Below are 23,076 nucleotides of genomic sequence, written 5' to 3' on the forward strand. Positions count from 1 at the left end.
TGATCCGATGCTGACCCGATCCGCCACCTACCCCGACCGGGAGACCGCCCAGTGGGCCACCCAGCAGGTGGTCACCGCCAACGAGCAGGCCATCCACCGATGGCTCGCCCAGGGAACGCGGGCGCGCCTGACCATCGAGGCCGCCTGGCCGTCCCGTGAGGAGCCCGTCGGCCGGGTGCAGTTGGAGGCGATGCTGCTCGCCGGACGGGAGCCCGTCGATGTCCGCGCCGCCCGTGTCGTGCTGCGCCGTGAGCCCGCCAGTCCGTACGGATTCGTCGTCCAGACCACCCTCCCGTTCTACCTGTAGAGGCAACCGACCGTGGCCATGAAGCCCCTCGAACACGACCGGCGCTACGGCGAGCTGGATCAGGTGATGCGCGCCTACCTCGGCCAGCAGGGCGAGGACACGGCCGAGCAGCGCAGCCCCGCGCTCGACGCCTACCTGCGCCACACCTGGCACACCCGCCCCTGGGCCGTCGCGGAGGCGGAGCGCCAGCTGCGCGAGTACAGCCGTAACCCTCCCGGGCGCCTGCGGATCGACCTCAGCGAGTTCTACGCCGTCCCCGACGTCGGGATCCCCCAGTCCGCCATCGGCCACTGGCTGCTCGTGCTCGCCGACCACCTCAAGCAGAGCGTCGAGGACGGCGAGGTGCCACCGCCGGCGACCCCGCAGACGCACTGGGAGTGGCACGCACGGTTCCCGGAGACCGGCCAGCTGCTGGGCGGCTGGTTCTCGCAGGACATCGTCGACGAGTTCACCGACCACGAGGCCGCGGTCGCCGACTACGCCGCCACCACCGACCCGCAGCTCGTCGCCCGCCTCGTCGGCGAGCTCCACGAGCTGCTCGCCCTCCCGCTGGACGAGGGCGACTACGCCCTAGCCGCCGCGGAGCTCGGCATGGAGGTCAATCCGCCCGAGCCGCTCTCGTACGGAGCGTGGTTCCAGGCGGTGGCGGCGGCCCTGACCGGGGGCTGACCGCACCGGAGCCCCGGCTCGCGCCGTACCGGCTGCGGGCGCACCCTGGAGGGAAGGGTGACCTCCTGGAGGTGATGCACCATGTCCACGCTGGTCGGGTGGCATGTGGAGCTCGAATTCACCGAGGAGGGCCACCGCACGAGTGCGGCGGCCCTGGTCAGGCTCGGGGACGGCTCCGAGATGAGGGCGCGGGGTTATGCCCTGCGTCATCCTTCCGACCCGGAGCAGTTGAGGGTCGGGGAGGAGATTGCGGGCGCACGTGCGCTCATGGATCTCGCGTCGCAGATGTTGCAGAAGGCCCACGCCGAGATCGACGAGGCGACGGGCCGGCATTCGTACCCGCTCAGTGGCTGAGCGAGCGGTCGCACCATCGACCTGTTGAGGGGCTCCGGCAGGGGTCCTTCAGCGGGTCCTGCTGCGGAACAGCGCGCCCGCCAGCGTCACCGCCGCGACCGTGATGCCCGCGCACCAGGTCAGGGCGATCCACGGGGCGTCACCGGCGGGCTGGGCCAGAAGCAGTGCGCGCAGGGATTCGATCACCGGGGTCAGCGGCTGGTGGTCGGCGAAGCCGTGGAGCCAGCCGGGCATGGTCTCGATGGGGACGAAGGCGCTGGACGGGTACGGCAGGAACATCATCAGGAAGGTGAACCCGCCCGCCGCCTCCGGGGACTTGGCGAGCAGACCGAGTGCGGCGGCCAGCCACGAGATCGCCGTGATGTACGTCAGCAGCAGGCCGGCCGCGGCGAGGAAGGCGGCCGGGCCCGCCTGGGGCCGGAAGCCGATGGCGAGGGCCACGGCGAGGACCAGGGTGGTGGAGATCAGGTTGCGCACCACCGAGGCCGCGACGTGCCCGGCGAGGATCGGAAGGGCGCCGATGTCGAGGGAGCGGAAGCGGTCGATGACGCCGTTCGTCATGTCCTCGCAGACGCTGACGGCGGTGGAGGCCGCGCCGAAGCCCGCGCAGAGCAGCATGGCGCCGGGGACCACGTACGTCACGTACGCCGTCCCGGTGTCGATGGCCCCGCCGAAGAAGTAGACGAAGATCAGCATCAGCATGACGGGCAGCATCAGGGCGGCGATCAGCGCGTCGGGCCGGCGGCTGCTGATGCGCAGGCTGCGGCCTGTCAGGGCGAAGGCGCTCACGGGCATGGCGGTCATCGGTCGGCTCCCGTCAGGGCGAGAAAGACGTCGTCGAGGGTGGCGCTGCGCAGGCTGAAGCGGTCGATGTCGGTGCGGTCCGGGTCGAGTTCGTCGAGCAGGGCCCGGACGTGGGCGGCGGTGCCGTCCGTGGGCAGGCCGAGGGTGAGCTCGTCGGGGTCGAGGTGTACGGCGCGCGGGGCGAGGGCCTCGTAGGCGGCGCCGGTGGTGAGGGTCAGGTCCAGGCGGTGTCCGGCGACGCGGGCCTTGAGTTCGGCCGCAGTGCCCTCGGCGGCGATGCGGCCGCCGGAGAGGACGGCGACGCGGTCGGCGAGCCGGTCGGCCTCCTCCAGGTACTGGGTGGTGAGCAGGACGGTGGTGCCGTCGGCGCGCAGCTCCCGTACGAGGTCCCACAGGTCCTGGCGGCTGCGCGGGTCGAGGCCGTTGGTCGGCTCGTCCAGGAAGAGCACCTCGGGGCGGGAGACGAGGCTGGCGGCGAGGTCGAGGCGGCGGCGCATGCCGCCGGAGTACGTCTTCGCGGTGCGGCCGGCGGCTTCGGTGAGCCCGAAGCGGGCGAGGAGCCCGTCGGCGCGGGTGCGGGCGGCGCGCGGGGAGAGCCCGGCGAGGCGGCCCATCATGCGCAGGGTCTCGGTGCCGGTCAGGAGGTCGTCGAGGGCGGCGAACTGGCCGGTGAGGGAGATGAGTTCGCGGACCCGGGAGCGTTCGCTGACGGTGTCGTGCCCGGCGACGCGGGCGGTGCCGGCGTCGGCGGCGGTGAGGGTGGCGAGGATCCGGACGGTGGTGGTCTTGCCGGCGCCGTTGGGGCCGAGGAGGGCGAGGACGCTGCCGCGCGGGACGGCCAGGTCGATGCCGTCGAGGACGCGGAGGTCGCCGTAGGACTTGGTCAGGCCGGTGGCGTGGATCCCGAGGTCGCCGGAGGCGTGCGTGGTCATGAGGGATGCTGCTCCCTTCGCCGGTTCTGCGTATGGGTTACGCTCTTCTGTGTAAGTAATACACAGAACTAGGATGGGGGTCAATCGAGGAGTGGGCGGTCATGGCGGACGAGGACAGCGGGACCGGACTCCCGGCGAGCCTGGAGATGGCCTGGGGTCTGCGCGAACGCCCCGGCAAGGGGCCGCGCCCCACGCTCACGCTGCCGAAGATCGTGGAGGCGGCCGTGACGCTGGCCGCGGGTGAGGGGATGGACGCCGTCTCCATGGGCCGGGTGGCCAAGGAACTGGGCGTCTCGACGATGTCCCTCTACCGGTACGTCGCCGCCAAGGAGGAGCTGTACGTCCTCATGTCGGACGCGGGGGTCGGCACCCCGCCGCCGTTGCCGCCGGAGGCGGAGGGGTGGGGGTGGCGCGAGCTGCTGACGAACTGGGCGTACGCACAGCGGGCCGTCCTGATGGCCAACTCCTGGATCCTGCGCATCCCGATCACGGCCCCGCCGGCCACCCCCAACCAGCTGGCCTGGATGGACCGGGGGCTCGGCGCGATGGCCGGCACGGGCCTGAAGGAGGGCGAGAAGCTTTCCACGATCATCCTGATCGGCGGCCTGGTGCGGAACGAGGCCACCATGGCCGCGGACATGATCGACGCCATCGTGAAGTCGGGCGTGGCCCCGGAGCAGGCCCTGGCCCAGTACGTACGCACGCTGCGGCTGCTCGCCGGCCCGGACAGCCACCCGGCCGTGACGCGGCTGCTGGACTCGGACGCCTTCAGCGGCTCCGGAGAGCCGGACTTCCAGTTCCGCTTCGGCCTGGACCGGATCTTGGACGGCCTCGCCCCGCTGGTCGCCGAGCGGTCGCGCTGACCGTCGCGGGCCGCGCTACTTGCCGACCCAGCCGGTCAGCTGCGCCCAGCTCGCCGGGGCGAGATCCAGGACGGGGCCGTCCTGGACCTTGGAGTCCCTGACGTGGACCTGGGCTACCCCCTGGGCGACTTCCACGCACTGGTCGCCGTCGGGACTGCTGTGACTGGACTTGAACCACTTCAGTGCGGCGCTCATAGCTCTCCTAGCATGCGGTCCAGCAGGCGCCTTGTCTCACGAGGGTTGAGGGCCTGAGTCCGCAGCATTGCATACCGCTGGGCCAGGATGCTGACGTCATCGGGATCGGTGACGAGCTTGCTGCCGCGCTGACCTTCGAAGTAGCCGCGGTGCACGTGATCGGGTGTCTCCAACATGGTGAATGAGCCGGAGAGGGCCGGATGGTACGTCTGGCCGAGCGGCAGAATCTGCATGGTGACGTGGGGAAACTCCATGCAGGCCAGCAGGTGACGTACCTGCTCGGCCCAGATTGCGTCGCCGCCGATCCGGTCGCGGAGTCCCGTTTCCGAGATCACGAAGGAGACGCTCGGCGGGTGCTGCTGATGCAGCATCTGCACCCGGGAGACTCGTCGGACGATCAGCGCCTCGATCTCCTCCGGGAGGAATGCCGGTACGCGGCAACGGAAGAGAGCCCGCATGTAGTTCTCGGTCTGGAGAACTCCCGGAATGACCATGGATTCGTACCAGTTGAGGGCGATGGCCTCCTTCTCGAGCTCCATGTACTCCTCCGACCAGGGAGGGCTCGCATCCCGCTCGGGCATCTCGAGCGCTGCCACGGTCAGCAGGCCCGGCAGGCCCAGGTGCAGGTCCATCAGCTCGGCGACGTTCGGCATCAGGGCGCGGCGGCCCTGTTCGATGGACGCGATGGTCTCCGCATCCAAGCGGACCAGCTCTCCGAGCTGTTTCTGGGTCAGGTTCTTGGCGATGCGGGCGGCGGCCACCATCGCGCCGACCATCTTCATGGTCGTCGCGTTCGGCCGTACTCGTTTCCTCGGTGGCATGACAGCGAACTCCCCACCCATGCAAGCGGAATACCCCGTGCGGACCCGTACTCATCAAGGAGTACGGGTCGGCGCTCAGCCACACGCTAGTCACGCAACGCAACGATCGCCTGGTGAATCCAACTATTCAGGCGGCGCTCGTGCGCGAGCGCCTCTACCTGCGCTCGCCCCGAACTGTCGCAGCTGCGCGGCAGTTCACACGTGACACCTTGCGGGCGTGGGGCGTGCACGAACGCCCCGAAGAGGTGTTGCTCTGCGTGAGCGAGCTGGCGACCAACGCGCTGCGGTACGGCGTCCCGCCCGGCCGCGGGTACCTGCTGCGGCTGTTCGGCTTCGAGGACGCGACCGTCCGGGTCGAGGTGCACGACAGCGGGCCCGGGTTCTCCCGGATCACCGGGCGGCCGCACGGTCACGGCCTGACCCTCGTGGCCGCGCTCGCCGACGACTGGGGGGTGCTGGCCCGGACCCCCGGGAAGGTCGTCTGGTGCGAGTTCCGCCGCGCGGCGAGGCGGGCCGCGGTCCAGGCCGCAGCGAGGCAGAGCGGGGTGTAGAGCGCCAGGTTGAGGGCGTAGAAGGGGCTGTCCGGCGGGCTGGGGAGGAGGCCCGCGGCCCAGCCGAGGCCCGCGAGGCCCCGTACGGTCAGGCCGGCCGCGACCGCCCCCGTGACGGCCCGGGTCGCCCGGCCGCCGCGGCCCCGGGCGTGGGCGAGTACGGCGGTGGCTCCCGTCAGCAGCACGGCGGCCAGCGGGAGCACCGCGCCCGGCCCGAAGGAGGTCTCGATGCCGAGGACGGCCAGCGAGAGGGCGCGTTCGTCGGCGGCGGGCCAGGTCGCGCCGGTGGCCCAGTACAGGTGGAGCACCCCGTCGGCCGCCAGCAGCCCGGCCAGAGCCGTCCCCGCGCGCTTGTTCCTCATGTGAGCCCCCTTCGTGGTGGACGAACCGTCACCGGGAAGGAGGGGGCGCACAGGGCGAACATTCCCTGTGCGCCGGGTCACATCAGGCGGGCTGCTCCGGCATGGTCGCCGTGATCACCGCGAAGGGGCCGCCCTGCGGGTCGGTCAGGACGGCCATGCGGCCCGCCACCATGTCGAAGGCGGGGGCGAGGACGTTGGCCCCGGCCCGTTCGGCGGCGGCCTGGATCTCGTCGACGTTGTCGACGTGGAAGTACGGCAGCCAGTTCGGGGGAGTGCCGGGCGGTGTCTTGTCCAGGTTCATCATTCCGCCCACCACGCGGCCGGAGGCCTTGAACTCCGTGTACCCCTCGGCGCCCGACATCGTGGAGGCGGCCGTGGAGATCGGCAGGATCGCGGAGTAGAACGCGGCGGCGGCGGGGACGTCGCTGGTGCTCAGCTCGTTCCAGATGAGGGCGCCGTGCTCGTTGACGATGCCGGCGCCGTCGAAGGAGCCGGGCTGCCAGAGGCCGAACACGGCTCCGGTCGGGTCGGCGGCGACGGCCATCCGCCCGAGGTCCATGACGTCCACCGGACCCATCATGACCGTGCCGTGGGCGTCGGTGACGGACTTGAGGGTGGAGTCGAGGGAGTCGGTGGACAGGTACGTGGTCCACACGGTCGGGGGCATCGGGTCCGGGACGGTGCCGTCCGGGTTCATCGCCTTCATGATGCCTGCGACCGGCTGACCCTTGAGGGTGCAGACGGAGTAGCCGCCCTGTTCGGCCGGACCGACCTCGCCCTGCCAGCCGAAGAGGTCGCAGTAGAAGTCGAGGGCGGCCTGCTGGTCGGGGACCATCAGGTCGATCCAGCACGGGGTGCCGGGCTTGTAGGGGCCGTTCATGTCGGGCACGAAGGTCTCCGTTGGTGGGTGGGGGAAGGACGGGCCGTCCCCTACCCGGCCCGTACGGCCCGAATCGAGCCGTACGGGTGAACAGCCGGCCCGCCCTGCCCGCTCCTACTGCCAGAAGATCTCCTCGACCACGATCTGCGGCTCGGCCACCCTGGGGAGGAACGTGAAACGGATCCACCCGCGGAATCCGTCGAAGCTTGAAGAGGACTTCTCACAGCGCCTCGCGGGCTGCGTCGGGCAGACCGAGCCGGTATTTCTCGGCGTCCTGGGTACAGTCCACGGCCCACGGCGGCCCGGTGAACTCTTCGCTCACTCGCCGGGCTCCCGCTTGCGCAGCTCGTGGCGGATGCGAGAGGCCTCGTCGAGGAGCTTGTGGGCCGCTTCGGCGTCCGTGGCTCCGACCGCCCGCTTTTCGAGATCGTTGACGTGGCGGTCCAGCTCGGGGTCGCGCGCAAGGGCGTACTCGCCCCACCAGCGGGCCATGAACGCGGGTACCGGCGCGATGTCGTAGGCGTCGGCGATCTGCTGCCGCCAGGCGTTGTCGAAGTCGGGCAGCAGCGCCGGGGCGTGGGCGGCTATGGCGGCACGCAACGCCTTCGGCGTGTACTCCGGCATCGGCGGCACGGACCCGCCGGGCTCAGGCGTCGCGGTCGTCATCTTCCGGTTCCTCCTCGGATCGGACACGTCCACCCTAGCCGTCCGGGCCCGGCCGCGGCCGGGGAACGCGACGGCCCTCGGGGCGGATGCGCCGGGGCCGCAGGGTGGAACCGTGGTGCGGTCGACGCGTAGTTGATATCCTTTTCTTGAATCGTATATACGGCGACGATCCGGAGGCGGCCATGTCCAGAACGGTGATCGACCTCGACGACGAAGCGCTCGCCGAAGCCGCGCAGCTCCTCGGTACCACCACGAAGAAGGACACCGTCAACGCCGCCCTCCGCGAGATCGCGGACCGCAGGCGCCGGGCAGCGGCCATCGAGCGGATGCGGCAGATGGTCGACGAGGGCGAGATCGACTTCGGGGCCATCGGGCACGGTGACGTCGACGGTCCGGCCGACGGCAAGGGGCAGTCGGCCGCGTGAGCGAGGACTTCCTCATCGATACGAGCGCCCTCGTGCGGTTCTACCGGCGTCAGGCCGGATCCGAGTGGGACCAACTGGTCGAGTCCGGCCGGGTGGGGCTGTGTGAGCCGGTCCGGCAGGAGTTCCTGCGAGCGGTCGGTGGTCGGCCCGCCTACTACGAGGCCGATGGCCTGCTCCGGGCGGTATTCCCCTACTGGACCGCACGTGATGCGGTGTGGGCGGAGACGGAAGCCCTCCAACGGCGGCTGGCGGACGCCGGTGCGCACCAGTGCGCGAGCCCCGTGGACCTGCTCGTGGCGGTCATCGCGCAGCAGCACGGATTGACGGTCCTGCATCAGGACGCCGACTTCGAAACGATCGCCCGGGTCACGGGACAGCCGGTACGGCGCATCCTCGGCTGATCGAAACGGCGCCGCCCCCGGCCCGAAGGCCGGGGGCGGCGCCCGTCCGTCAGCAGCAGCCGGACGTCAGAGCTTCTCGGGGGTGCGGATGCCCAGGAGGGACATGCCCTTGCTGAGGGTGCGGGCCGTGAGGTCGCACAGGAAGAGGCGGTTCTCGCCCACGACCAGCTCCGGCTCCGGCTTCACGACGGGGCAGTCGGCGTAGAACGTGGTGAACAGCGAGGACAGCTGGTAGAGGTACGCCGCCACCTTGTGCGGGGCGTGGTCCGCGGCCGCCTCGGCGATGAGCTCGCCGAAGTGGTCCAGGTGCAGGCCCAGCGCGCGCTCGGCCGGGGCCAGCTCCAGCTCCGGGTGCGCGACCGGCTTGCGGTCGCCCGCGTTGCGCATGATGGACCTGATCCGGGCGTACGCGTACTGGAGGTACACCGAGGTGTCGCCGTTGAGCGAGACCATCTGGTCCAGGTCGAACTTGTAGTCGCGCGCGGCCGAGGTGGACAGGTCGGCGTACTTCACCGCGCCGATGCCCACGTACTGGCCGTTCTCGACGATCTCCGCCTCGGTCAGGCCCACCTTCTCGGCCTTCTCGCGCACCACGGCCGTCGCGCGGTCCACGGCCTCGTCCAGCAGGTCCACCAGCCGGACCGTCTCGCCCTCACGGGTCTTGAACGGCTTGCCGTCCTTGCCGAGCACGGTGCCGAAGGCCAGCTGCACGGCCTTGGTGTCCTCGTTCAGCCAGCCCGCCCGGCGGGCCGTCTCGAAGACCATCTTGAAGTGCAGGGACTGCCGGGCGTCGACCACGTAGATCAGCTCGGTCGCGCCGAGGTTGCCCACCCGGTCGCGGATCGCCGACAGGTCGGTGGCCGCGTAGCCGAAGCCGCCGTCCGACTTCTGCACGATCAGCGGGGTCGGGTTGCCGTCCGGGCCCTTGACGTCGTCGAAGAAGACGCAGAGCGCGCCGTTGGAGCGGACGGCGACGCCCGACTCCTCCAGCAGCTTGCAGGTCTCCACCAGCATGTCGTTGTAGCCGGACTCGCCGACCACGTCGGGGTCCTGGATGTCCATGTCCAGCTTGTTGAAGACGGAGTAGAAGTAGATCTTCGACTCGTCCACGAACCGCTGCCAGAGGGAGAGGGTCTCCGGGTCGCCCGCCTGGAGGTCCACCACCCGGGCCCGGGCCCGCGTCTTGAACTCCTCGTCGGAGTCGAAGAGCGTGCGCGAGGCCTTGTAGAGGCGGTTCAGGTTGGACATGGCCTCCTCGCCGGAGACCTCCTCGCCCGGCTTGTGGTCCAGCTCGTGCGGGTGCTCCAGCAGGTACTGGATGAGCATGCCGAACTGGGTGCCCCAGTCGCCGATGTGGTGGCGACGGACCACCTTCTCGCCCGTGAACTCCAGGATCTCCACCATCGCCGCGCCGATCACGGCGGAGCGCAGGTGACCGACGTGCATTTCCTTGGCGACGTTCGGCTGCGCGTAGTCGATCACGGTGGTGCCCGGGTTCGCCGCGAGCGGGACGCCGAGGCGGTCGTCGCCGGCCCGTGCGGCCAGGGTCTCGATGATCGCCCGGTCGGTGATGGTGATGTTGAGGAAGCCGGGGCCGGAGACCTCGATGTCCTGGATCAGGTCACCGGTCGGGATGCCCTCGACCACGGTCGTCGCCAGCTCGCGCGGGTTGGCCTTCGCCTTCTTCGCGAGCGCCAGGATGCCGTTGGCCTGGAAGTCGGCCCGGTCGCTTCGTCGCAGCAGCGGGTCGGCGGCACCGGCCTCCGGCAGGGCGGAGACGAGGGCGTCCGCGACGCGCTGGTTGACGGAAGAAGCGAGGGAAGGGACCGAGGCCATGAGCTGCCGTTCCTGTGAGGTTGTGCCGGTGGGTGCACTTGGTTGTTCCGACAAGTGCCGAGTATCCCACGAGGGGGCTGCCCCTTTCCCGGGTTAACACCGAGCGCCGGGCAACCCCGGAGCGGCCTGTTCCGTCTGGGAGAATGGCTGAAGCCAGCATTCGAGATAGAAGGACGTGTCGTGGCTCAGAGCAGCACCGAGACCGACTGGGTCTCCCGTTTCGCGGACGAGGTCATCGCCGAGGCGGAGCGCCGAGCACCCGGCAAACCTGTCGTCGTCGCGTCCGGACTCTCCCCTTCCGGCCCCATCCACCTGGGCAACCTCCGCGAGGTCATGACCCCGCACCTGGTCGCGGACGAGATCCGCCGCCGGGGCATCGAGGTTCGTCACCTCATTTCGTGGGACGACTACGACCGGTACCGGAAGGTGCCCGCGGGCGTGCCCGGCATCGACGAGTCGTGGGCCCAGCACATCGGGCGCCCGCTGACCGCCGTGCCCGCCCCGGCCGGCTCGGCGTACCCGAACTGGGCCGAGCACTTCAAGGCCGTCTTCGTCGAGGCCCTGGCCGAGATGGGCGTCGAGTACGACCCCATCAGCCAGACCGAGCAGTACACCACCGGTGTTTACCGCGAGCAGGTGCTGTTCGCGATGAAGCACCGCGGTGACATCGACGCCGTGCTCGACCAGTACCGCACCAAGCAGAAGCCGGGGGGCAAGAAGCCCCAGCAGAAGCAGGTCGACGAGGCCGAGCTGGAGGCCGCCGAGGGCTCCGGCGCGGCGGCCGAGGACGACGGCAGCACCGGCGAGGGCGGGTACTTCCCGTACAAGCCGTACTGCGGCGAGTGCGGCAAGGACTTCACCAAGGTCACCTCGTACGACGACGAGACCACCGAGATGACCTACGTCTGCACCGAGGACGAGTTCACCGAGACGGTCAAGCTCAGCGAGTTCAACCGCGGCAAGCTGGTGTGGAAGGTCGACTGGCCGATGCGCTGGGCCTACGAGGGCGTGATCTTCGAGCCCTCGGGCGTCGACCACTCCTCGCCCGGCTCGTCCTTCCAGGTCGGCGGCCAGATCGTGCACATCTTCGGCGGCGAGCAGCCGATCGGGCCGATGTACGCGTTCGTCGGCATCAGCGGCATGGCCAAGATGTCCTCCAGCAAGGGCGGGGTCCCCACCCCGGCCGACGCGCTGAAGATCATGGAGCCGCAGCTGCTGCGCTGGCTCTACGCCCGCCGCCGCCCCAACCAGTCCTTCAAGATCGCCTTCGATCAGGAGATCCAGCGGCTCTACGACGAGTGGGACAAGCTGGAGGCCAAGGTCGCCGACGGCTCCGTGCTGCCCGCCGACGCGGCCGCGCACACCCGTGCCGTGCGCACCGCCGCCGCCGAGCTGCCGCGCACCCCGCGCCCGCTGCCGTACCGGACGCTCGCGTCCGTGGTCGACATCACCGCCGGGCACGACGAGCAGACCCTGCGCATCCTGACCGACCTCGACCCGACGCAGCCGCTCACCTCCCTCGACGAGGTACGGCCGCGCCTGGACCGCGCCGAGAACTGGATCACCACCCAGGTCCCGGCCGACCAGCGGACCCTCGTACGCGAGGAGGCCGATGCCGAGCTGCTGTCGTCCCTGGACGACGAGGGCCGCGAGTCGCTGCGGCTGCTGCTGGACGGGCTGGACTCGCACTGGTCACTGGACGGGCTGACCACGCTCGTCTACGGCGTCCCGAAGGTCATGGCCGGACTGGAGCCCGACGCCAAGCCGACGCCGGAACTCAAGGTCGCGCAGCGCACGTTCTTCGCCCTGCTCTACCGGCTCCTCGTGACCCGGGAGACCGGGCCGCGACTGCCCACGCTGCTGCTGGCGGTGGGCGCGGACCGCGTGCGCAAGCTGCTCGCGGTCTGAGCCCCGGCACGTACGCGCACGGGCCCGCACCCCTCAGGGGGTGCGGGCCCGTGCGCATGTCGGTGGCGGCCTGCCGCTACGCGGGCTCGGCCTCCCGGTCCTTGTGGTGCTGCTGCCGGAACGACGGGATCATCCGGCGCAGGAGCGAACCGCTGCGCGGGTGCGTCACGCCGAAGCGGTCCGAGAGGGTTATGTCGAGGGCCTCGGCGGACGGGTAGTCCTGTGTCTCCTCGACCAGCGCGCAGAACACCTTGTACGCCGCCACGGCGAACTCGGCCTCGTCCGGCGTCTCGGGGCCGTATTCCTCGCGCGGGGCCGGAATCAGGACCTCCTGCTGCCCGGGCTGCTCCTCGTCCGGGCCCATCGGGGGCAGCACCGGGGTCGGCTCCAGACCCTCCACGTACTGGGGGTTGTAGCCGCCCTCGTACGCCGCCTGGGGGGCCAGCGGAGCGGCGAACCAGGCGCTGTTGTGGGCCGCGGGCATGGCCGTCGGCTCCACCGCGAAGGCCGGCGGGACGTGGTGGGCGGCGCCGGGAGCGCCGGGATCACCGGCCGGGTCCTGCTGCTGCTGTGGGGGCTGGGCCTGGGGCTGGGCCTGCTGTCCGGGACCGGGTACGGGCGCCGACGCGGCCGCCAGGGCCGGAGCCTGCTGCTCCACCGGGGGCAGCACCGCCGGCTCGATGCCCGTCGCCGCCAGCGCTTCCGCGGTCGTCTCCGCGAGCGGCACGCCGATCTTGGCCAGCTTCAGCGGCATCAGCGCCTCCACCGGAGCCTTCCGCCGCCAGGAGCGCCCGTACCGCGCCTGCAGGCGGGCCTGGTAGATCAGCCGGTCCTGCTCCATGCCGACCGCCTGCTCGTAGGAGCGCAGCTCCCACAGCTTCATCCGGCGCCACAGCTTGAAGGTCGGTATCGGCGACAGCAGCCACCGGGTGATCCGCACACCCTCCATGTGCCGGTCCGCGGTGATGTCCGCGATCCGGCCCACCGCGTGCCGCGCGGCCTCCACCGTCACCACGAACAGCATCGGGATGACGGCGTGCATCCCGACACCCAGCGGGTCCGGCCAGGACGCCGCGCCGTTGAAGGCGATCGTCGCCGCCGTCAGCAGCCACGCCGTCTGGCGCAGCAGCGGGAAGGGGATCCGGAGCCACGTCAGCAGCAGGTCCAGCGCGAGCAGGACACAGATGCCCGCGTCGATACCGATGGGGAACACCAGCGAGAAGCTGCCGAACCCCTTCTGCAGGGCGAGCGCACGCACGGCGGAGTACGAGCCGGCGAACCCGATCCCCGCGATGACCACGGCTCCCGCGACCACGACGCCTATGAGTATCCGGTGCGTACGAGTCAGCTGCATCGCGGCCACCCGCGATCCCCTCCCCTTGTCGAGCACTTACCGCGCCTTTACCGACCCGCGGCAGGCACAGCGTACGGGTGACTGGATGTCAGTGCCCAAGAGGCCCCGCTCCGGGACCACCCCTACTGGGGCGCGGGGGACTGCGGCTGCTCCGCCGGCGCCTTGTTCGCCGTGTCCACCGAGGTCACAGCCTCCTTGGCCGCCGCGATCGCGTCCTGGAGCAGCTTCCCGTGATCCGGCGCGCCGGCCCCTTCGAGCCCCGCGCCGTTGTAGTCGAGCGTGATCACCACGTTCTGGGTGCGCGCCACGACCGTCGTGTTGTAGTAGTCGCCGTCCTTCTTCACCGTGTAGACGACCGACGTCGCCTGGTCGCCGACCCCGGCCGCGGCCTCCGCCTTCGGGTCCAGCGCGCCCTCGGTGGTCTTCGCCCCCTCGACCGTCTTGTTGTACTGCTCCTCGGCACGCTTGTTGGCGTCGCCGAGCGTGGCGTGGGAGTCGGTGCGGAAGTAGGAGAGCGAGAGCCAGCGGTACTGCGAGCCCTTCAGGCCGTCGTCGTCCAGACCGTTCCAGGTGCAGCTGGCATTGGCGGCCAGGTCGTTCGCCTTGGCCGCGGTGCCGTTCTTGTCCTTCGCGTCGGGGACGAGCGTGTCTATCGTCGCCGTCCCGAGCGCCTTGCAGGGGTCCGGGAGGGTGGCGAAGGCCGCCTTCTCCAGGGCCTTGGAGGACTTCGCGTCGGGCTTGGCGGACGCGGACGAACCGGACTTCTTGCTGCCGTTCGAGCCCGACTCCTTGCCCGAGTCGGACGAACACCCGGCGACGGTGAGGATCACCGGGACGGCTGCGCAGGCGAGAACGCGGGTGAGGCGCGAGGCTGATCGGTGCATGGTTCCTTCAGTACGTTGGTCGGTTGTTCTTCGGACGCGGGACCGGGCAACGGTAGCCCGACCGGGTGGCCGCCTGCTGTGCGCGCGGTCACGCCGGGGCGTGGCGCGCACCACTCACTCGCTGAAACGCTCGGCCAGGGCCTGTGCCAACTGCCGTGCCTTGTCCTGGGTTTCGGTGCTCGGCGGCACCGTGCCGGGCAGCGTGGGCTGCACGCTGTACTCGACGGTGACGATGACATTCGAGGCGCGGAACACAATCCGCACGGTGCGGGACTGCGCGGCGCTGGCCCCGGCGGGGCTGAGCTTGTCCTCCAGGAAGGCGTCGCTGCCGAGGTCCTCCAGGACGCGGGATCCGAGCTCGACCGGGGCCGAGGCGGACGGGCTCGCGGCGGGGGACGACGGTGCCCCCGAGGCGGGCGTGCCCGGGGCCGGGGCCGAGGGCGTGGGGGCGGCGGGGGTGGGAGCCGAGGGCGTGGGGCTCCCGGTCGGTCCGGGGAAGGGCAGGTGGGCGTCGGTGAGCCGGCGCACGTAGACCTGCTTGGCCTTGTCGTCGTCGCTGGTGGCGGTCCGGTCGTACGAGACCACGCGCTCGAAGCCGACCGACAGCAGCCGCGTCTCCTCCGGGCTCTGCCCGGTCCAGCGGCAGCCCACGTGCCGGTCGCCGTCGTACGAGGCGTCCGCGACGCCGGCGTACATCTGGTCGCGCTGCTCCGGGGTGAGGCTGTCCCCGGCCGGGAGCATGCCCTTGAGCTTCTTGCTGTCGGCGCCGGCCCGGCAGGGCGCGGGCAGACTGCGGTACTTCCCCGGTTGGGCGGGCGCGGCGGAGCTCCCGCCGGCCTTCGAGTCGCTGGTGCCTCCGCCGCCGCTCCCGCCGGTGCACCCGGTCAGGCCGGCCGCCCCGGCCGCGAGCGCGGTGAGCATCGCGATGCCTGGCAGGACTCGCCGCCGTACCGCCTTGCGCTGCACGTCCACTGGCTCCCTTCGACCGGCGGGCCCCCCGACGGTCAGGAAAATGCGTTGCCGCGACTCGGGCGCGGCTGGACACAATGTCTATCGCACACGCTGGTGCTGGCGCCGGTCCCGTGTCGTATTTGGGATCAAGAGCGAGGCTTTTGCGCTTTCCTACTTTTCTGTGGTTTTCGGGGGATTGATTCCTAATGTCGTATGTAGAGGTACCTGGGGCGAAGGTCCCGATCCGGATGTGGACCGACCCGGCGTCGGTCGAGGACGGCGCGATGCAGCAGCTGCGCAACGTCGCCACCCTCCCCTGGATCAAGGGCCTGGCCGTCATGCCGGACGTCCACTACGGCAAGGGCGCCACCGTCGGCTCGGTGATCGCCATGAAGGACGCGGTCTGCCCGGCGGCCGTGGGTGTGGACATCGGCTGCGGCATGTCGGCGGTGAAGACCTCCCTGACGGCGAACGACCTGCCGGGGGACCTGTCGGGGCTGCGGTCGAAGATCGAGCGGGCGATTCCGGTGGGCACGGGTCTGCACAAGGAGGCGGTGGACCCGTCGCGGCTGTACGGCTTCTCGGTGGAGGGGTACGACGACCTCTGGCAGCGCTTCGACTACCTCACCGATGCGGTCAAATTCCGTCACGAGCGCGCGATGAAGCAGATCGGGACGCTCGGATCCGGAAATCACTTCATCGAGTTCTGTCTTGACGAGTCGGGTTCGGTCTGGCTGATGCTGCACTCCGGCTCCCGGAACATCGGCAACGAGCTCGCGGCCCACCACATCGAGGTGGCCCGGGGGCTCGACCACAACCAGAACCTGGTCGACCGGGACCTCGCCGTCTTCCTCGCGGCCACGCCCGAGATGGCGGCGTACCGCAACGACCTCTTCTGGGCGCAGGAGTACGCCAAGTACAACCGCGCGGCCATGATGAGCCTGTTCAAGGAGGTCATCCGCAAGGAGTTCCGGAAGGCGAAGGTCTCCTTCGACCGCGAGATCAGCTGCCACCACAACTACGTGGCGGAGGAGCGGTACGACGGCATGGATCTGCTGGTCACGCGCAAGGGCGCGATCCGGGCCGGCAGTGGCGACTACGGGATCATCCCGGGCTCGATGGGCACGGGCTCGTACATCGTGAAGGGGCTCGGCAACGAGAAGTCCTTCAACTCGGCCTCGCACGGAGCGGGCCGGAAGATGAGCCGTACGGCGGCGAAGAAGAGGTTCTCGGCGCGGGACCTGGCGGAACAGACCAAGGGTGTGGAGTGCCGCAAGGACTCGGGCGTCGTGGACGAGATCCCCGGCGCGTACAAGTCCATCGAGCAGGTCATCGACCAGCAGACCGACCTGGTCGAGGTCGTGGCCAAGCTCAAGCAGGTCATCTGCGTCAAGGGCTGAGGCCCGGGCGCGGATGCCGGGGGAGTGCGGGAGTCCGGACCGGTGCGATCGGTCCGGGCTCCCGTGCGTCGGGGGTCAGGCCTCGTCGCCGTCGAGGAGGAGGTCCACCGGGAGCTCGACGGAGACCCCGATGGATGGGGGCAGGGGGAGGGATTCGCCCCGCTTGTAGGTCCTGCGCAGGCGGTACGTGCCGTTGCGGGGGTCGCAGCAGAGGACGGCCTCGTCGTGGTGGCGGTCGGCGATGACGTACACCGGGATGTCGGCCTTCGCATAGCTGTCGACCTTGACGCCGATGTCGTCGGACCAGTTCGACGACGTCACTTCGACGACAAGGCGGAAGACGTCGGCTGCGTAGCAGTTCTTCTGGACCTTGTGGTCGCGGAAGTCGGCCTCGACGAGAGCGAAATCCGGAATCGCGTAGTCGTCGGATCCTGTCGGCAGCCAGAGGCCGATCCCCTGGACGTATCTCAGCCCCGCCTTTCGGGCGTCGGCGTCGTAGAACTTCTCGATGAGCCAGCTCAGCGAGAGCGCGTGTGACCCGTCCGCGGGTGGTGTCACGGTGAGCCTCCCCTGGAGAATCTCCACTCGGTGTCCGGGAAGCTCCTTGGAGAGTCGATCGGCGGCTTCCGCGATCGTGGTCTCGTTCTGTGTCACGGCCACAGCTTCCTCCTTCTCGCGGCTCACGCTTTCGGATCGTAACCGCGCCCGCCGACATTCCGTGTGCATTCACCCATACGGGCCCAGGGTGCGGGGCGCCAACTTCCGCTTGAGGCATGAGGGTTGACCCGCATTTTGGCCTAGACCAGGGTGTGCGGCATGTGGAGATCTGCGGGTCGCGGCGAAGGCGTGCGGGGTGAAGGCGCTGATCACGCGGACGCACGACTTCACCACCTGGGGCGGGACCCAGCCCACGCCGCGGCTGCAGGCCGGGGACATCGTGCTGCTGCACTTCGCACCGACGCCGGCGGCGGACCTCCGGCGGGCCCTGGACGCGGCGAGGGCCGCGGGGCGAAGCCCGCGGCCCTGATGCCGCACCTGAAGGCGGCCGGCCTCGTGTAGCGGGCCTCGTGCGGCCGGGCCCGGCCTAGAGCTCGCGGTGGACCTTCGTGTTCGAGGCCTGGGCGCGGGGGCGGACCACCAGGAGGTCGATGTTGACGTGGCTGGGGCGGGTCACCGCCCAGGTGATGGTGTCGGCCACGTCGTCGGCGGACAGGGGCTCCGCGACGCCCGCGTAGACCTTCTCCGCCTTTTCCGCGTCGCCGCGGAAACGGGTCTTCGCGAACTCCTCGGTCTTGACCATGCCCGGGGCGATCTCGATGACGCGGACGGGCCGGCCGACGATCTCCAGGCGCAGGGTCTCGGCGAGGACGCGGGCGCCGTTCTTGGCGGCGACGTAGCCGGCCCCGCCCTCGTAGGTGGAGTGGCCGGCGGTGGAGGAGAGGATCACGACCGTGCCGTCGCCGGAGGCGATGAGGGCCGGCAGCAGGGCCTGGGTGACGTGGAGCGTGCCGATGACGTTGACCTCGTACATCGTGCGCCAGTCGGCCGGGTCGCCGGTGGCGACGGGCTCGGCTCCGATGGCGCCGCCGGCGTTGTTGACGAGTACGTCGCAGCGGTCGAGGGAGGCCGCGAGGGCGTCGACGGCGGCGCGGTCGGTGACGTCGAGGGCGTGCGCGGCCGCGGAGTGGCCGGCGGAGGTCAGCTCGGCGGCGAGGGCCTCGATGCGGTCCTTGCGGCGGGCGGTGAGGACGACGTGGTAGCCGGCTGCGGCGAGCTGCCGGGCGGTGGCCGCGCCGATGCCGCTGCTCGCGCCGGTGACTACGGCGGTTCGGGTGGCGGCCGTGCTCATGTGCGGGCTCCTCGGTCGTTCGTACGGGCGATTACCCGCCAGCATAGGCGGCACGGGCGCGGCTCAGCGGCCGCGCGGGGCGTACATGATCAGGGCCATTCCGGCGAGGCAGACGAGGGCCCCGGCGATGTCCCGGCGGTCGGGGCGGTAGCCGTCGGCGACGACGCCCCAGGCGAGGGACCCGGCGACGAAGACACCGTCGTAGGCGGCGAGGACGCGGGCGAAGTCGCCCTGGGGCTGGAGGGTGGCGACGAAGCCGTAGAGGCCGAGGGCGATCACGCCGACGCCGATCCAGGCCCAGCCCCTTGGTGCGCGCACGCCATGCCGGCGGAGCGGGCGAGGCCGGCGATCGGCATGGCTCAAAGGTACGCACGGCAGATGGGGGTGGGCCCGCCCTCGTTCGTGTGATGGTCCGACCGGTCGGTGGCGCTGCTGGCTAGCCTGCGCGCGAGGAGGTGGTGTCGGTGCGCCGTGGTGCCGTACGGAGTGTGGTGGTGGCGGGTTTGCTGGCGCTCGGCGCGGGTGTTCCCGGGTCGGCGTGGGCGCAGGCGGGGGCCCAGGGGCCGGCGCATGCGTCGGCGCGTGTGCCGGCGTCGAACGAGCCGGAGGCCGATGTGGCCTACCACGGCCGGGTGACCCTGTCGGGGGCGCGGCTGCGGGTCTGGCTGGTCCCGGAGAACGACGGGCCCGCCGCGCTGCCGAACGCGACGGTGCGGGTGCGGCTGTCGGCGGAGCTCGCGGACCGGCAGGCGCTGGCGGAGGGCTGCGCGCGGGCGGGTCTGCGCGAGGTGGTGTGCGAGACGGGACCGCTGCCGCTGCACGGGCGGGGGCGGCACATCGGGCTGCTGCTGGAGCTGCGGGAGCCGGCGCCGGAGGTGGTGATGCGGGTCGACACGTGGTGGAACGGCGGCGCGACGGACCGGGACCTCACCAACAACGAGCATGTGGTGCTGGCCCTGGACACGGGCGACACCTACGCCTTCTAGGCCCTGCCCGCCCGAAGATCCGGAAAAGGCAGCCCTTAGGCCGAGCCGAACTCCACCAGGGCCTCGTCGACGATCCGCTCCAGGCGGGCGTGGTGGGCGCCGCGCCAGTAGACGCGCTCGCACTCGGCGCACTGCGCGAACACGTCGTAGGAGCGGTGCGTGCCGTGCTCCAGGCGGTCGCCGACGCTCTCCTTGTCGGCCTCGCGCAGGGGGCCGTTGCAGGCGGTGCAGCGGGTCCACGGTGCGAGCGCGGGCGCGAACCGGCTGAGGACGTCGCGCAGTTGCTCGTCCGGGTTGTCGCTGTAGACGTACGCGCCGGCGAACAGCTCGCGGCGGCGCAGCAGTCCGCGGTCGCGGGAGAGCAGGACGCGCTGCTCGGCGGCGGAGCGGGTGGCGAGGGCGGGGTCGCCGATGTCCTCGTTCTCGTACGCGGCGTCGACGCCGAGCAGGCGCAGGCGGCGGGCGAGGGTGCCGAGGTGGACGTCGAGGAGGAAGCGGAGCGGGGCGCCGGGGACCTGCTGGGGCCGCTCGACCCCGAGCACCTCGACGCTCTGGCCGTCCTGGGGCACGTAGGAGACGGGCACCTCGTGGCCGTCGACGAGGAGGCGGCCGACCTCGGTGAGCGGGACGCCGGCCGATTCGACGACGTGGCCGAGGCTGGACGCGCCGTCGGTCACGGTCGGTACGCGGTCCGCGCGCCGGCTGGGCGGGGCGAAGAGGCGCAGTTCGGGGGCGAGGGTGAGCTGAATACCGGGTCCGTTCACCCTGTCAGCATGCCATTGCGGGGGCGCTGGTCGCGGCTGAATTTATGACGTCGCGGCGGTCTCGTCGTAGCTGTCGCGATGGGCGCTGACCTCGTCGAAGTGGTTCTCGGCCCAGAGCTTCACGGAGGACAGGAGGCAGCCGAGGCTGCTGCCGAGGTCGGTGAGCCGGTAGTCGACCCGGGCGGGGACGGTGGGGGTGACGGTGCGGGTGACGAGGCCGTCGCGTTCGAGGGAGCGGAGGGTCTGGGTGAGCATCTTCTGGCTGACGCCGGGGATCTTGCGGCCGAGGTCGCTGTAGCGCATGGTGCGGTCCTCGGCCTGGCCGAGGGCGCTGACGACGAGGCCGACCCACTTGTCGCTGATCCGGGCCAGGAGCTGGCTGGTGGGGCACTCCTTGAGGAACGCGTCGTAAGCGGAACGGGCTTCCTCGCGGCGGGCCGCGGCGGTGCTGGTGGCCATGGGTGCCCCACTTCCGGGTCGGGTACGCACCTTGGAGTGCGTACTTACGAAAAGAGAGTACCTCTCCCTAGGTTAGTGCTCAGGAGAACAACCGACCAAGGGGAGAGACGAAGATGAGCGAGCAGACGATGCTGGCGGCCGTCGTGACGGAGTTCGGCGGCCCGGAGCAGGTCCTCCTGGCCGAAGTGCCGGCGCCCCGCCCCGCGGCCGGCCAGCTCCGGGTCCGGGTCGCGGCGGCGGGCCTCAACCCGGTGGACGGCGCGGTCCGCGCCGGGATCTTCGGGGGCGCCGGACAGCGGCTCGGCCTCGGCTGGGACGTGGCCGGCGAGATCGACGAGGTCGGCGCGGGCGTGACCGGCTGGCATGCCGGCGACCTGGTCGTCGGACTGCACTACGGGCCGGTGAAGCCGCTGGGCACGCACGCGCAGTACGTGGTCCTCGACGCCACCGCCGTCGCCGCCGCGCCGGCCACCGTGGACGCCGTGACCGCCGCCGGGCTCCCGCTCGCCGGTCTCACCGCCGCCCGCGCGGTGGACCTGCTGGGGCTCGCCCCCGGGGCCTCGGTGCTGATCACCGGAGCCGCGGGCGTGGTCGGCGGCCTGGCCGTGCAACTCGCCGCCCGGGCCGGCCTGGTGGTGACGGCCCTGGCGGCCCCGGAGGACGAGGAGCTCCTGCGGTCCCTGGGTGCGGCCGGCTTCGTGCCGCGCGGCGCGGCTCCGGCCGGGCCCGTGGACGGGGTCCTGGACGCGGCCGTGCTGGGCGGGACCGCGCTGGACTCCGTCCGCGACGGCGGGGTCTACGTCGGCCTGATCCCGAACCACGCCCCGGCCGCGGAGCGCGGCATCCGGGTCGAGGAGCAGGAGGTCGCGGCGGACGGGGCGCACCTGGCCCGCCTGGTGGCCCTGGTCGACGCGGGTGCGCTCACCCTCCGGGTCGCGGCCACCTTCCCGCTCGGCGAGGCCGCCGAGGCCCACGCCCGCCTCGGGACCGCGGGGGTCCGCGGCCGGATCATCCTGACGGCGTGACCGGGCCCACCGCGCCCTGCGGCCGCCCCACCCGGTAGCGCCAGTCGCAGCTCGGGTGGGGCACTCCGGGCGGGTACTCGAAGTCGACGTCGCCCAGGTACTCGAAGCCGGCCCGCCGGCACACGGCGTTGGACGCCGGGTGGTCGGTGCCCGGGAAGGCGTGGACGCTGTCGCGGGTGCCGTGGACGCGGACGTACGCCAGGAGCTCCGTCAGCGCCGCGACCGCCAGCCCGTGGCCCCGGAACTCGGGCAGGATGCCCCAGCCGGCCTCGTAGACCGGCTCGCCCTGCCAAGCCCGCTCCCAGAAGCCGACGGAGCCGACGCTCTCGGCGCCTTCGTCCCCGGCGGGTGTCCACACCACGCGGAACATCCGTCCGGCGGCCGGCTCCCGCGCGCTCAGGGCCTCGTAGCGCCGCTGCCGGTCGACGAGCTTCGCGGCCGGTTCGGGGCCGCCGAGGAACTCGGTCATGGCCGGCTCGTTCTTGCGCTCCAGCAGCCAGAAGTCCCCCGCGGACCAGGCTTCCAGTCGTACGTGTGTCTCCATCCGGACACGCTACTGCGGTCCTGTCCCGTCCGGGGGCCGTCAGCTCCGCTGGAAGAACTCCACCTCCGCCAGGGCGAGATGGCGGTCCGGCGCCGCCCCGGCGGGTGCCTCCAGGACCAGCCGGACCGTCATGGCGTCGCTGATGCCGGTGGGGAACGTCTGGGGTCCGGGCTTGTCGCTCAGGGCGAGCTTCCTGTGGACCTTCCGGCCGTCCCGCGCCGTCACCTCCATGTCGATCTGGAGCGCCCGCGCCTGCTTCGCGTACTCCTCGGGCGATGAGGAGGCGCCGTTGGTGATGATCACGTCGACCAGGCGGAACGGCTTGGCGAAGGTGTACGTCACCGAGGCGCCGGGGCCCGGCGTGCCCCAGTAGCGGTTGCTGAGCCCGTCCGTGGCGTCACCCACCGGATGCCCGGGTACCTCGGCGCTCGCCTCGATGCGGGCGGCGGTCACCGCCTTGGCCTTGCCGAGCTTGTCGCGGGTGTCCTCGATCAGGTGGCGTCCGGCCGGCAGCAGCAGGAAGCCGCCCGCGCAGAGGGCCAGTACGACGGCCAGGACCACCAGGAAGCGCGTCGTACGGCCCGAACCCGCGCGCGTGCGGCGGCGGAACGGCCAAACCGTCCGCCACCACGGCAGGGAAGCCGGTGCGGTGGTGGGCGTCAGCGGAGCCGCGCAGCGACGGCAGAACCGGCGGTCCGGCGGGTTGGGCGTCCGGCAGGCGGGGCACGGCACGCCGGACACGTCGTCGTCGCTCACCGCGGCGGGGCGCACGACCGGGCGCGGCACGGCGGCCTTCGCGGGCCGGACGGCCTGCGGGGCCGCTCCCGCGGGGGCGGCGGGTGGGCGGGCAGCGGGCTCCGCGGCGGCCGGCGGCCGGGCGTCAGGT

Annotated in this window: 28 protein-coding genes and 2 pseudogenes; 12 read left to right on the forward strand and 18 right to left on the reverse strand. The window is 71.4% G+C overall.

Annotated features, from left to right (window positions below; translation table 11 throughout):
* Positions 1 to 7 precede the first annotated feature (7 nt).
* The 3 genes from ACGFZK_RS30465 to ACGFZK_RS30475 all read left to right on the forward strand — a co-directional run bounded on the left by ACGFZK_RS30465 (position 8) and on the right by ACGFZK_RS30475 (position 1,330).
* Positions 8 to 307 (forward strand): RNase A-like domain-containing protein, encoded by a 300-nt coding sequence (locus tag ACGFZK_RS30465; protein WP_393852077.1) that lies wholly within the window; start codon positions 8 to 10, stop codon positions 305 to 307.
* Positions 308 to 319: 12 nt separating this feature from the next.
* Entirely contained in the window at positions 320 to 976 is a 657-nt protein-coding gene (locus ACGFZK_RS30470; protein ID WP_393852078.1) for a contact-dependent growth inhibition system immunity protein, read from the forward strand.
* An 81-nt stretch (positions 977 to 1,057) separates the two neighbouring features.
* Entirely contained in the window at positions 1,058 to 1,330 is a 273-nt protein-coding gene (locus tag ACGFZK_RS30475; protein WP_393852079.1) for a DUF1876 domain-containing protein, read from the forward strand.
* A gap of 48 nt (positions 1,331 to 1,378) precedes the next feature.
* On the opposite strand, the gene ACGFZK_RS30480 is transcribed toward ACGFZK_RS30475, so the two are convergent.
* Positions 1,379 to 2,125, reverse strand: a complete 747-nt coding sequence (locus ACGFZK_RS30480; RefSeq protein ID WP_393852148.1) for an ABC transporter permease — start codon at positions 2,123 to 2,125, stop codon at positions 1,379 to 1,381.
* Positions 2,126 to 2,130: 5 nt separating this feature from the next.
* Positions 2,131 to 3,066 (reverse strand): ATP-binding cassette domain-containing protein, encoded by a 936-nt coding sequence (locus tag ACGFZK_RS30485; protein ID WP_393852080.1) that lies wholly within the window; start codon positions 3,064 to 3,066, stop codon positions 2,131 to 2,133.
* Positions 3,067 to 3,167: 101 nt separating this feature from the next.
* Between ACGFZK_RS30485 and ACGFZK_RS30490 the strand changes: the two genes are divergently transcribed.
* Entirely contained in the window at positions 3,168 to 3,929 is a 762-nt protein-coding gene (locus tag ACGFZK_RS30490) for a TetR/AcrR family transcriptional regulator (RefSeq protein ID WP_393852081.1), read from the forward strand.
* 15 nt (positions 3,930 to 3,944) lie between these two features.
* Here ACGFZK_RS30490 and ACGFZK_RS30495 read toward each other — a convergent pair whose 3' ends face one another.
* Positions 3,945 to 4,124 (reverse strand): DUF397 domain-containing protein, encoded by a 180-nt coding sequence (locus tag ACGFZK_RS30495; RefSeq protein WP_393852082.1) that lies wholly within the window; start codon positions 4,122 to 4,124, stop codon positions 3,945 to 3,947.
* On the reverse strand, positions 4,121 to 4,906 hold the full coding sequence (locus tag ACGFZK_RS30500) for a helix-turn-helix domain-containing protein (RefSeq protein WP_393852083.1): 786 nt from the start codon (positions 4,904 to 4,906) through the stop codon (positions 4,121 to 4,123). Before ACGFZK_RS30500 ends, ACGFZK_RS30495 begins: the two co-directional genes overlap by 4 nt.
* A 263-nt stretch (positions 4,907 to 5,169) precedes the next feature.
* On the opposite strand from ACGFZK_RS30500, the gene ACGFZK_RS30505 reads away from it, so the two are divergent.
* Entirely contained in the window at positions 5,170 to 5,496 is a 327-nt protein-coding gene (locus ACGFZK_RS30505; protein ID WP_393852149.1) for an ATP-binding protein, read from the forward strand.
* Between the two features lie 32 nt (positions 5,497 to 5,528).
* Here the strand turns inward: ACGFZK_RS30505 and ACGFZK_RS30510 are convergent.
* The 3 genes and pseudogenes from ACGFZK_RS30510 to ACGFZK_RS30520 form a co-directional block, all read right to left on the reverse strand.
* Positions 5,529 to 5,858, reverse strand: a pseudogene (locus tag ACGFZK_RS30510) (DUF3995 domain-containing protein); the annotation flags it as partial.
* Between the two features lie 82 nt (positions 5,859 to 5,940).
* Positions 5,941 to 6,738 (reverse strand): VOC family protein, encoded by a 798-nt coding sequence (locus tag ACGFZK_RS30515; RefSeq protein ID WP_393852150.1) that lies wholly within the window; start codon positions 6,736 to 6,738, stop codon positions 5,941 to 5,943.
* A 318-nt stretch (positions 6,739 to 7,056) separates the two neighbouring features.
* Positions 7,057 to 7,404, reverse strand: coding sequence for a DUF6247 family protein (locus ACGFZK_RS30520; RefSeq protein ID WP_393852084.1), 348 nt, complete (start codon positions 7,402 to 7,404; stop codon positions 7,057 to 7,059).
* A gap of 182 nt (positions 7,405 to 7,586) precedes the next feature.
* On the opposite strand from ACGFZK_RS30520, the gene ACGFZK_RS30525 reads away from it, so the two are divergent.
* Both ACGFZK_RS30525 and ACGFZK_RS30530 read left to right on the forward strand, forming a co-directional pair.
* Complete coding sequence (locus ACGFZK_RS30525; RefSeq protein WP_393852085.1) at positions 7,587 to 7,829, forward strand: type II toxin-antitoxin system VapB family antitoxin; 243 nt, start codon at positions 7,587 to 7,589, stop codon at positions 7,827 to 7,829.
* Positions 7,826 to 8,230, forward strand: a complete 405-nt coding sequence (locus ACGFZK_RS30530) for a PIN domain nuclease (protein ID WP_393852086.1) — start codon at positions 7,826 to 7,828, stop codon at positions 8,228 to 8,230. Before ACGFZK_RS30525 ends, ACGFZK_RS30530 begins: the two co-directional genes overlap by 4 nt.
* Positions 8,231 to 8,296: 66 nt before the next feature.
* Here ACGFZK_RS30530 and argS read toward each other — a convergent pair whose 3' ends face one another.
* Positions 8,297 to 10,066 (reverse strand): arginine--tRNA ligase, encoded by a 1,770-nt coding sequence (gene argS, locus ACGFZK_RS30535; RefSeq protein WP_393852087.1) that lies wholly within the window; start codon positions 10,064 to 10,066, stop codon positions 8,297 to 8,299.
* Positions 10,067 to 10,246: 180 nt separating this feature from the next.
* Here argS and lysS point away from each other — a divergent pair, with 180 nt between their 5' ends.
* A complete protein-coding gene (gene lysS, locus ACGFZK_RS30540; protein ID WP_393852088.1) occupies positions 10,247 to 11,974 on the forward strand; it encodes a lysine--tRNA ligase in 1,728 nt (575 codons plus the stop codon).
* A gap of 76 nt (positions 11,975 to 12,050) precedes the next feature.
* On the opposite strand, the gene ACGFZK_RS30545 is transcribed toward lysS, so the two are convergent.
* The 3 genes from ACGFZK_RS30545 to ACGFZK_RS30555 form a co-directional block, all read right to left on the reverse strand.
* Complete coding sequence (locus ACGFZK_RS30545) at positions 12,051 to 13,337, reverse strand: DUF2637 domain-containing protein (protein ID WP_393852151.1); 1,287 nt, start codon at positions 13,335 to 13,337, stop codon at positions 12,051 to 12,053.
* A 113-nt stretch (positions 13,338 to 13,450) separates the two neighbouring features.
* The gene (locus ACGFZK_RS30550) at positions 13,451 to 14,212 is read right to left on the reverse strand and encodes a DUF3558 family protein (RefSeq protein ID WP_393852089.1); all 762 of its coding nucleotides are present in this window, start codon (positions 14,210 to 14,212) and stop codon (positions 13,451 to 13,453) included.
* A 114-nt stretch (positions 14,213 to 14,326) separates the two neighbouring features.
* On the reverse strand, positions 14,327 to 15,178 hold the full coding sequence (locus ACGFZK_RS30555; RefSeq protein ID WP_393852090.1) for a DUF3558 domain-containing protein: 852 nt from the start codon (positions 15,176 to 15,178) through the stop codon (positions 14,327 to 14,329).
* A gap of 191 nt (positions 15,179 to 15,369) precedes the next feature.
* On the opposite strand from ACGFZK_RS30555, the gene ACGFZK_RS30560 reads away from it, so the two are divergent.
* On the forward strand, positions 15,370 to 16,563 hold the full coding sequence (locus ACGFZK_RS30560) for an RtcB family protein (protein ID WP_393852091.1): 1,194 nt from the start codon (positions 15,370 to 15,372) through the stop codon (positions 16,561 to 16,563).
* Between the two features lie 75 nt (positions 16,564 to 16,638).
* Here ACGFZK_RS30560 and ACGFZK_RS30565 read toward each other — a convergent pair whose 3' ends face one another.
* Entirely contained in the window at positions 16,639 to 17,247 is a 609-nt protein-coding gene (locus ACGFZK_RS30565) for a Uma2 family endonuclease (RefSeq protein ID WP_393852092.1), read from the reverse strand.
* 169 nt (positions 17,248 to 17,416) lie between these two features.
* Here ACGFZK_RS30565 and ACGFZK_RS30570 point away from each other — a divergent pair, with 169 nt between their 5' ends.
* The gene (locus tag ACGFZK_RS30570) at positions 17,417 to 17,590 is read left to right on the forward strand and encodes a hypothetical protein (RefSeq protein ID WP_393852093.1); all 174 of its coding nucleotides are present in this window, start codon (positions 17,417 to 17,419) and stop codon (positions 17,588 to 17,590) included.
* Between the two features lie 57 nt (positions 17,591 to 17,647).
* Here the strand turns inward: ACGFZK_RS30570 and ACGFZK_RS30575 are convergent, their stop codons facing one another.
* Together ACGFZK_RS30575 and ACGFZK_RS30580 are read right to left on the reverse strand one after the other, a co-directional pair.
* Positions 17,648 to 18,412 carry an SDR family NAD(P)-dependent oxidoreductase gene (locus ACGFZK_RS30575; RefSeq protein WP_393852094.1) on the reverse strand — a complete coding sequence of 255 codons (765 nt, stop codon included), beginning with the start codon at positions 18,410 to 18,412 and terminating at the stop codon, positions 17,648 to 17,650.
* Between the two features lie 63 nt (positions 18,413 to 18,475).
* A pseudogene (locus ACGFZK_RS30580) lies at positions 18,476 to 18,733 on the reverse strand (YnfA family protein); the annotation flags it as partial.
* 173 nt (positions 18,734 to 18,906) lie between these two features.
* Between ACGFZK_RS30580 and ACGFZK_RS30585 the strand changes: the two are divergent.
* The gene (locus ACGFZK_RS30585) at positions 18,907 to 19,398 is read left to right on the forward strand and encodes a hypothetical protein (protein ID WP_393852095.1); all 492 of its coding nucleotides are present in this window, start codon (positions 18,907 to 18,909) and stop codon (positions 19,396 to 19,398) included.
* Between the two features lie 35 nt (positions 19,399 to 19,433).
* Here the strand turns inward: ACGFZK_RS30585 and ACGFZK_RS30590 are convergent, their stop codons facing one another.
* Positions 19,434 to 20,162, reverse strand: a complete 729-nt coding sequence (locus tag ACGFZK_RS30590) for a Mut7-C RNAse domain-containing protein (protein ID WP_393852096.1) — start codon at positions 20,160 to 20,162, stop codon at positions 19,434 to 19,436.
* 42 nt (positions 20,163 to 20,204) lie between these two features.
* Positions 20,205 to 20,621: a winged helix-turn-helix transcriptional regulator gene (locus ACGFZK_RS30595; protein WP_393852097.1), complete on the reverse strand. Its 417-nt coding sequence runs from the start codon at positions 20,619 to 20,621 to the stop codon at positions 20,205 to 20,207.
* 128 nt (positions 20,622 to 20,749) lie between these two features.
* On the opposite strand from ACGFZK_RS30595, the gene ACGFZK_RS30600 reads away from it, so the two are divergent.
* Positions 20,750 to 21,646, forward strand: coding sequence for an NADP-dependent oxidoreductase (locus ACGFZK_RS30600; RefSeq protein ID WP_393852152.1), 897 nt, complete (start codon positions 20,750 to 20,752; stop codon positions 21,644 to 21,646).
* Here the strand turns inward: ACGFZK_RS30600 and ACGFZK_RS30605 are convergent.
* Both ACGFZK_RS30605 and ACGFZK_RS30610 read right to left on the reverse strand, forming a co-directional pair.
* Positions 21,630 to 22,190 (reverse strand): GNAT family N-acetyltransferase, encoded by a 561-nt coding sequence (locus tag ACGFZK_RS30605; protein WP_393852098.1) that lies wholly within the window; start codon positions 22,188 to 22,190, stop codon positions 21,630 to 21,632. The two genes, ACGFZK_RS30600 and ACGFZK_RS30605, sit on opposite strands and share 17 nt — an antisense overlap.
* Positions 22,191 to 22,229: 39 nt before the next feature.
* Positions 22,230 to 22,976, reverse strand: a complete 747-nt coding sequence (locus ACGFZK_RS30610) for an NADase-type glycan-binding domain-containing protein (protein ID WP_393852099.1) — start codon at positions 22,974 to 22,976, stop codon at positions 22,230 to 22,232.
* Positions 22,977 to 23,076 lie beyond the last annotated feature (100 nt).

Origin of the sequence: Streptomyces sp. NPDC048257 (assembly GCF_043201855.1) — a bacterium.
GTDB lineage: Bacteria > Actinomycetota > Actinomycetes > Streptomycetales > Streptomycetaceae > Streptomyces.

Coding starts and splice junctions, on each gene's coding strand:
- ACGFZK_RS30465 (WP_393852077.1), top strand. CDS start 8: ATGCTGACCCGATCCGCCACCTACCCCGACCGGGAGACCGCCCAGTGG.
- ACGFZK_RS30475 (WP_393852079.1), top strand. CDS start 1,058: ATGTCCACGCTGGTCGGGTGGCATGTGGAGCTCGAATTCACCGAGGAG.
- ACGFZK_RS30480 (WP_393852148.1), bottom strand. CDS start 2,125: ATGCCCGTGAGCGCCTTCGCCCTGACAGGCCGCAGCCTGCGCATCAGC.
- ACGFZK_RS30485 (WP_393852080.1), bottom strand. CDS start 3,066: ATGACCACGCACGCCTCCGGCGACCTCGGGATCCACGCCACCGGCCTG.
- ACGFZK_RS30490 (WP_393852081.1), top strand. CDS start 3,168: ATGGCGGACGAGGACAGCGGGACCGGACTCCCGGCGAGCCTGGAGATG.
- ACGFZK_RS30495 (WP_393852082.1), bottom strand. CDS start 4,124: ATGAGCGCCGCACTGAAGTGGTTCAAGTCCAGTCACAGCAGTCCCGAC.
- ACGFZK_RS30500 (WP_393852083.1), bottom strand. CDS start 4,906: ATGAAGATGGTCGGCGCGATGGTGGCCGCCGCCCGCATCGCCAAGAAC.
- ACGFZK_RS30515 (WP_393852150.1), bottom strand. CDS start 6,738: ATGAACGGCCCCTACAAGCCCGGCACCCCGTGCTGGATCGACCTGATG.
- ACGFZK_RS30520 (WP_393852084.1), bottom strand. CDS start 7,404: ATGACGACCGCGACGCCTGAGCCCGGCGGGTCCGTGCCGCCGATGCCG.
- ACGFZK_RS30525 (WP_393852085.1), top strand. CDS start 7,587: ATGTCCAGAACGGTGATCGACCTCGACGACGAAGCGCTCGCCGAAGCC.
- argS (WP_393852087.1), bottom strand. CDS start 10,066: ATGGCCTCGGTCCCTTCCCTCGCTTCTTCCGTCAACCAGCGCGTCGCG.
- ACGFZK_RS30550 (WP_393852089.1), bottom strand. CDS start 14,212: ATGCACCGATCAGCCTCGCGCCTCACCCGCGTTCTCGCCTGCGCAGCC.
- ACGFZK_RS30560 (WP_393852091.1), top strand. CDS start 15,370: ATGTCGTATGTAGAGGTACCTGGGGCGAAGGTCCCGATCCGGATGTGG.
- ACGFZK_RS30575 (WP_393852094.1), bottom strand. CDS start 18,412: ATGAGCACGGCCGCCACCCGAACCGCCGTAGTCACCGGCGCGAGCAGC.
- ACGFZK_RS30595 (WP_393852097.1), bottom strand. CDS start 20,621: ATGGCCACCAGCACCGCCGCGGCCCGCCGCGAGGAAGCCCGTTCCGCT.
- ACGFZK_RS30600 (WP_393852152.1), top strand. CDS start 20,750: ATGCTGGCGGCCGTCGTGACGGAGTTCGGCGGCCCGGAGCAGGTCCTC.
- ACGFZK_RS30605 (WP_393852098.1), bottom strand. CDS start 22,190: ATGGAGACACACGTACGACTGGAAGCCTGGTCCGCGGGGGACTTCTGG.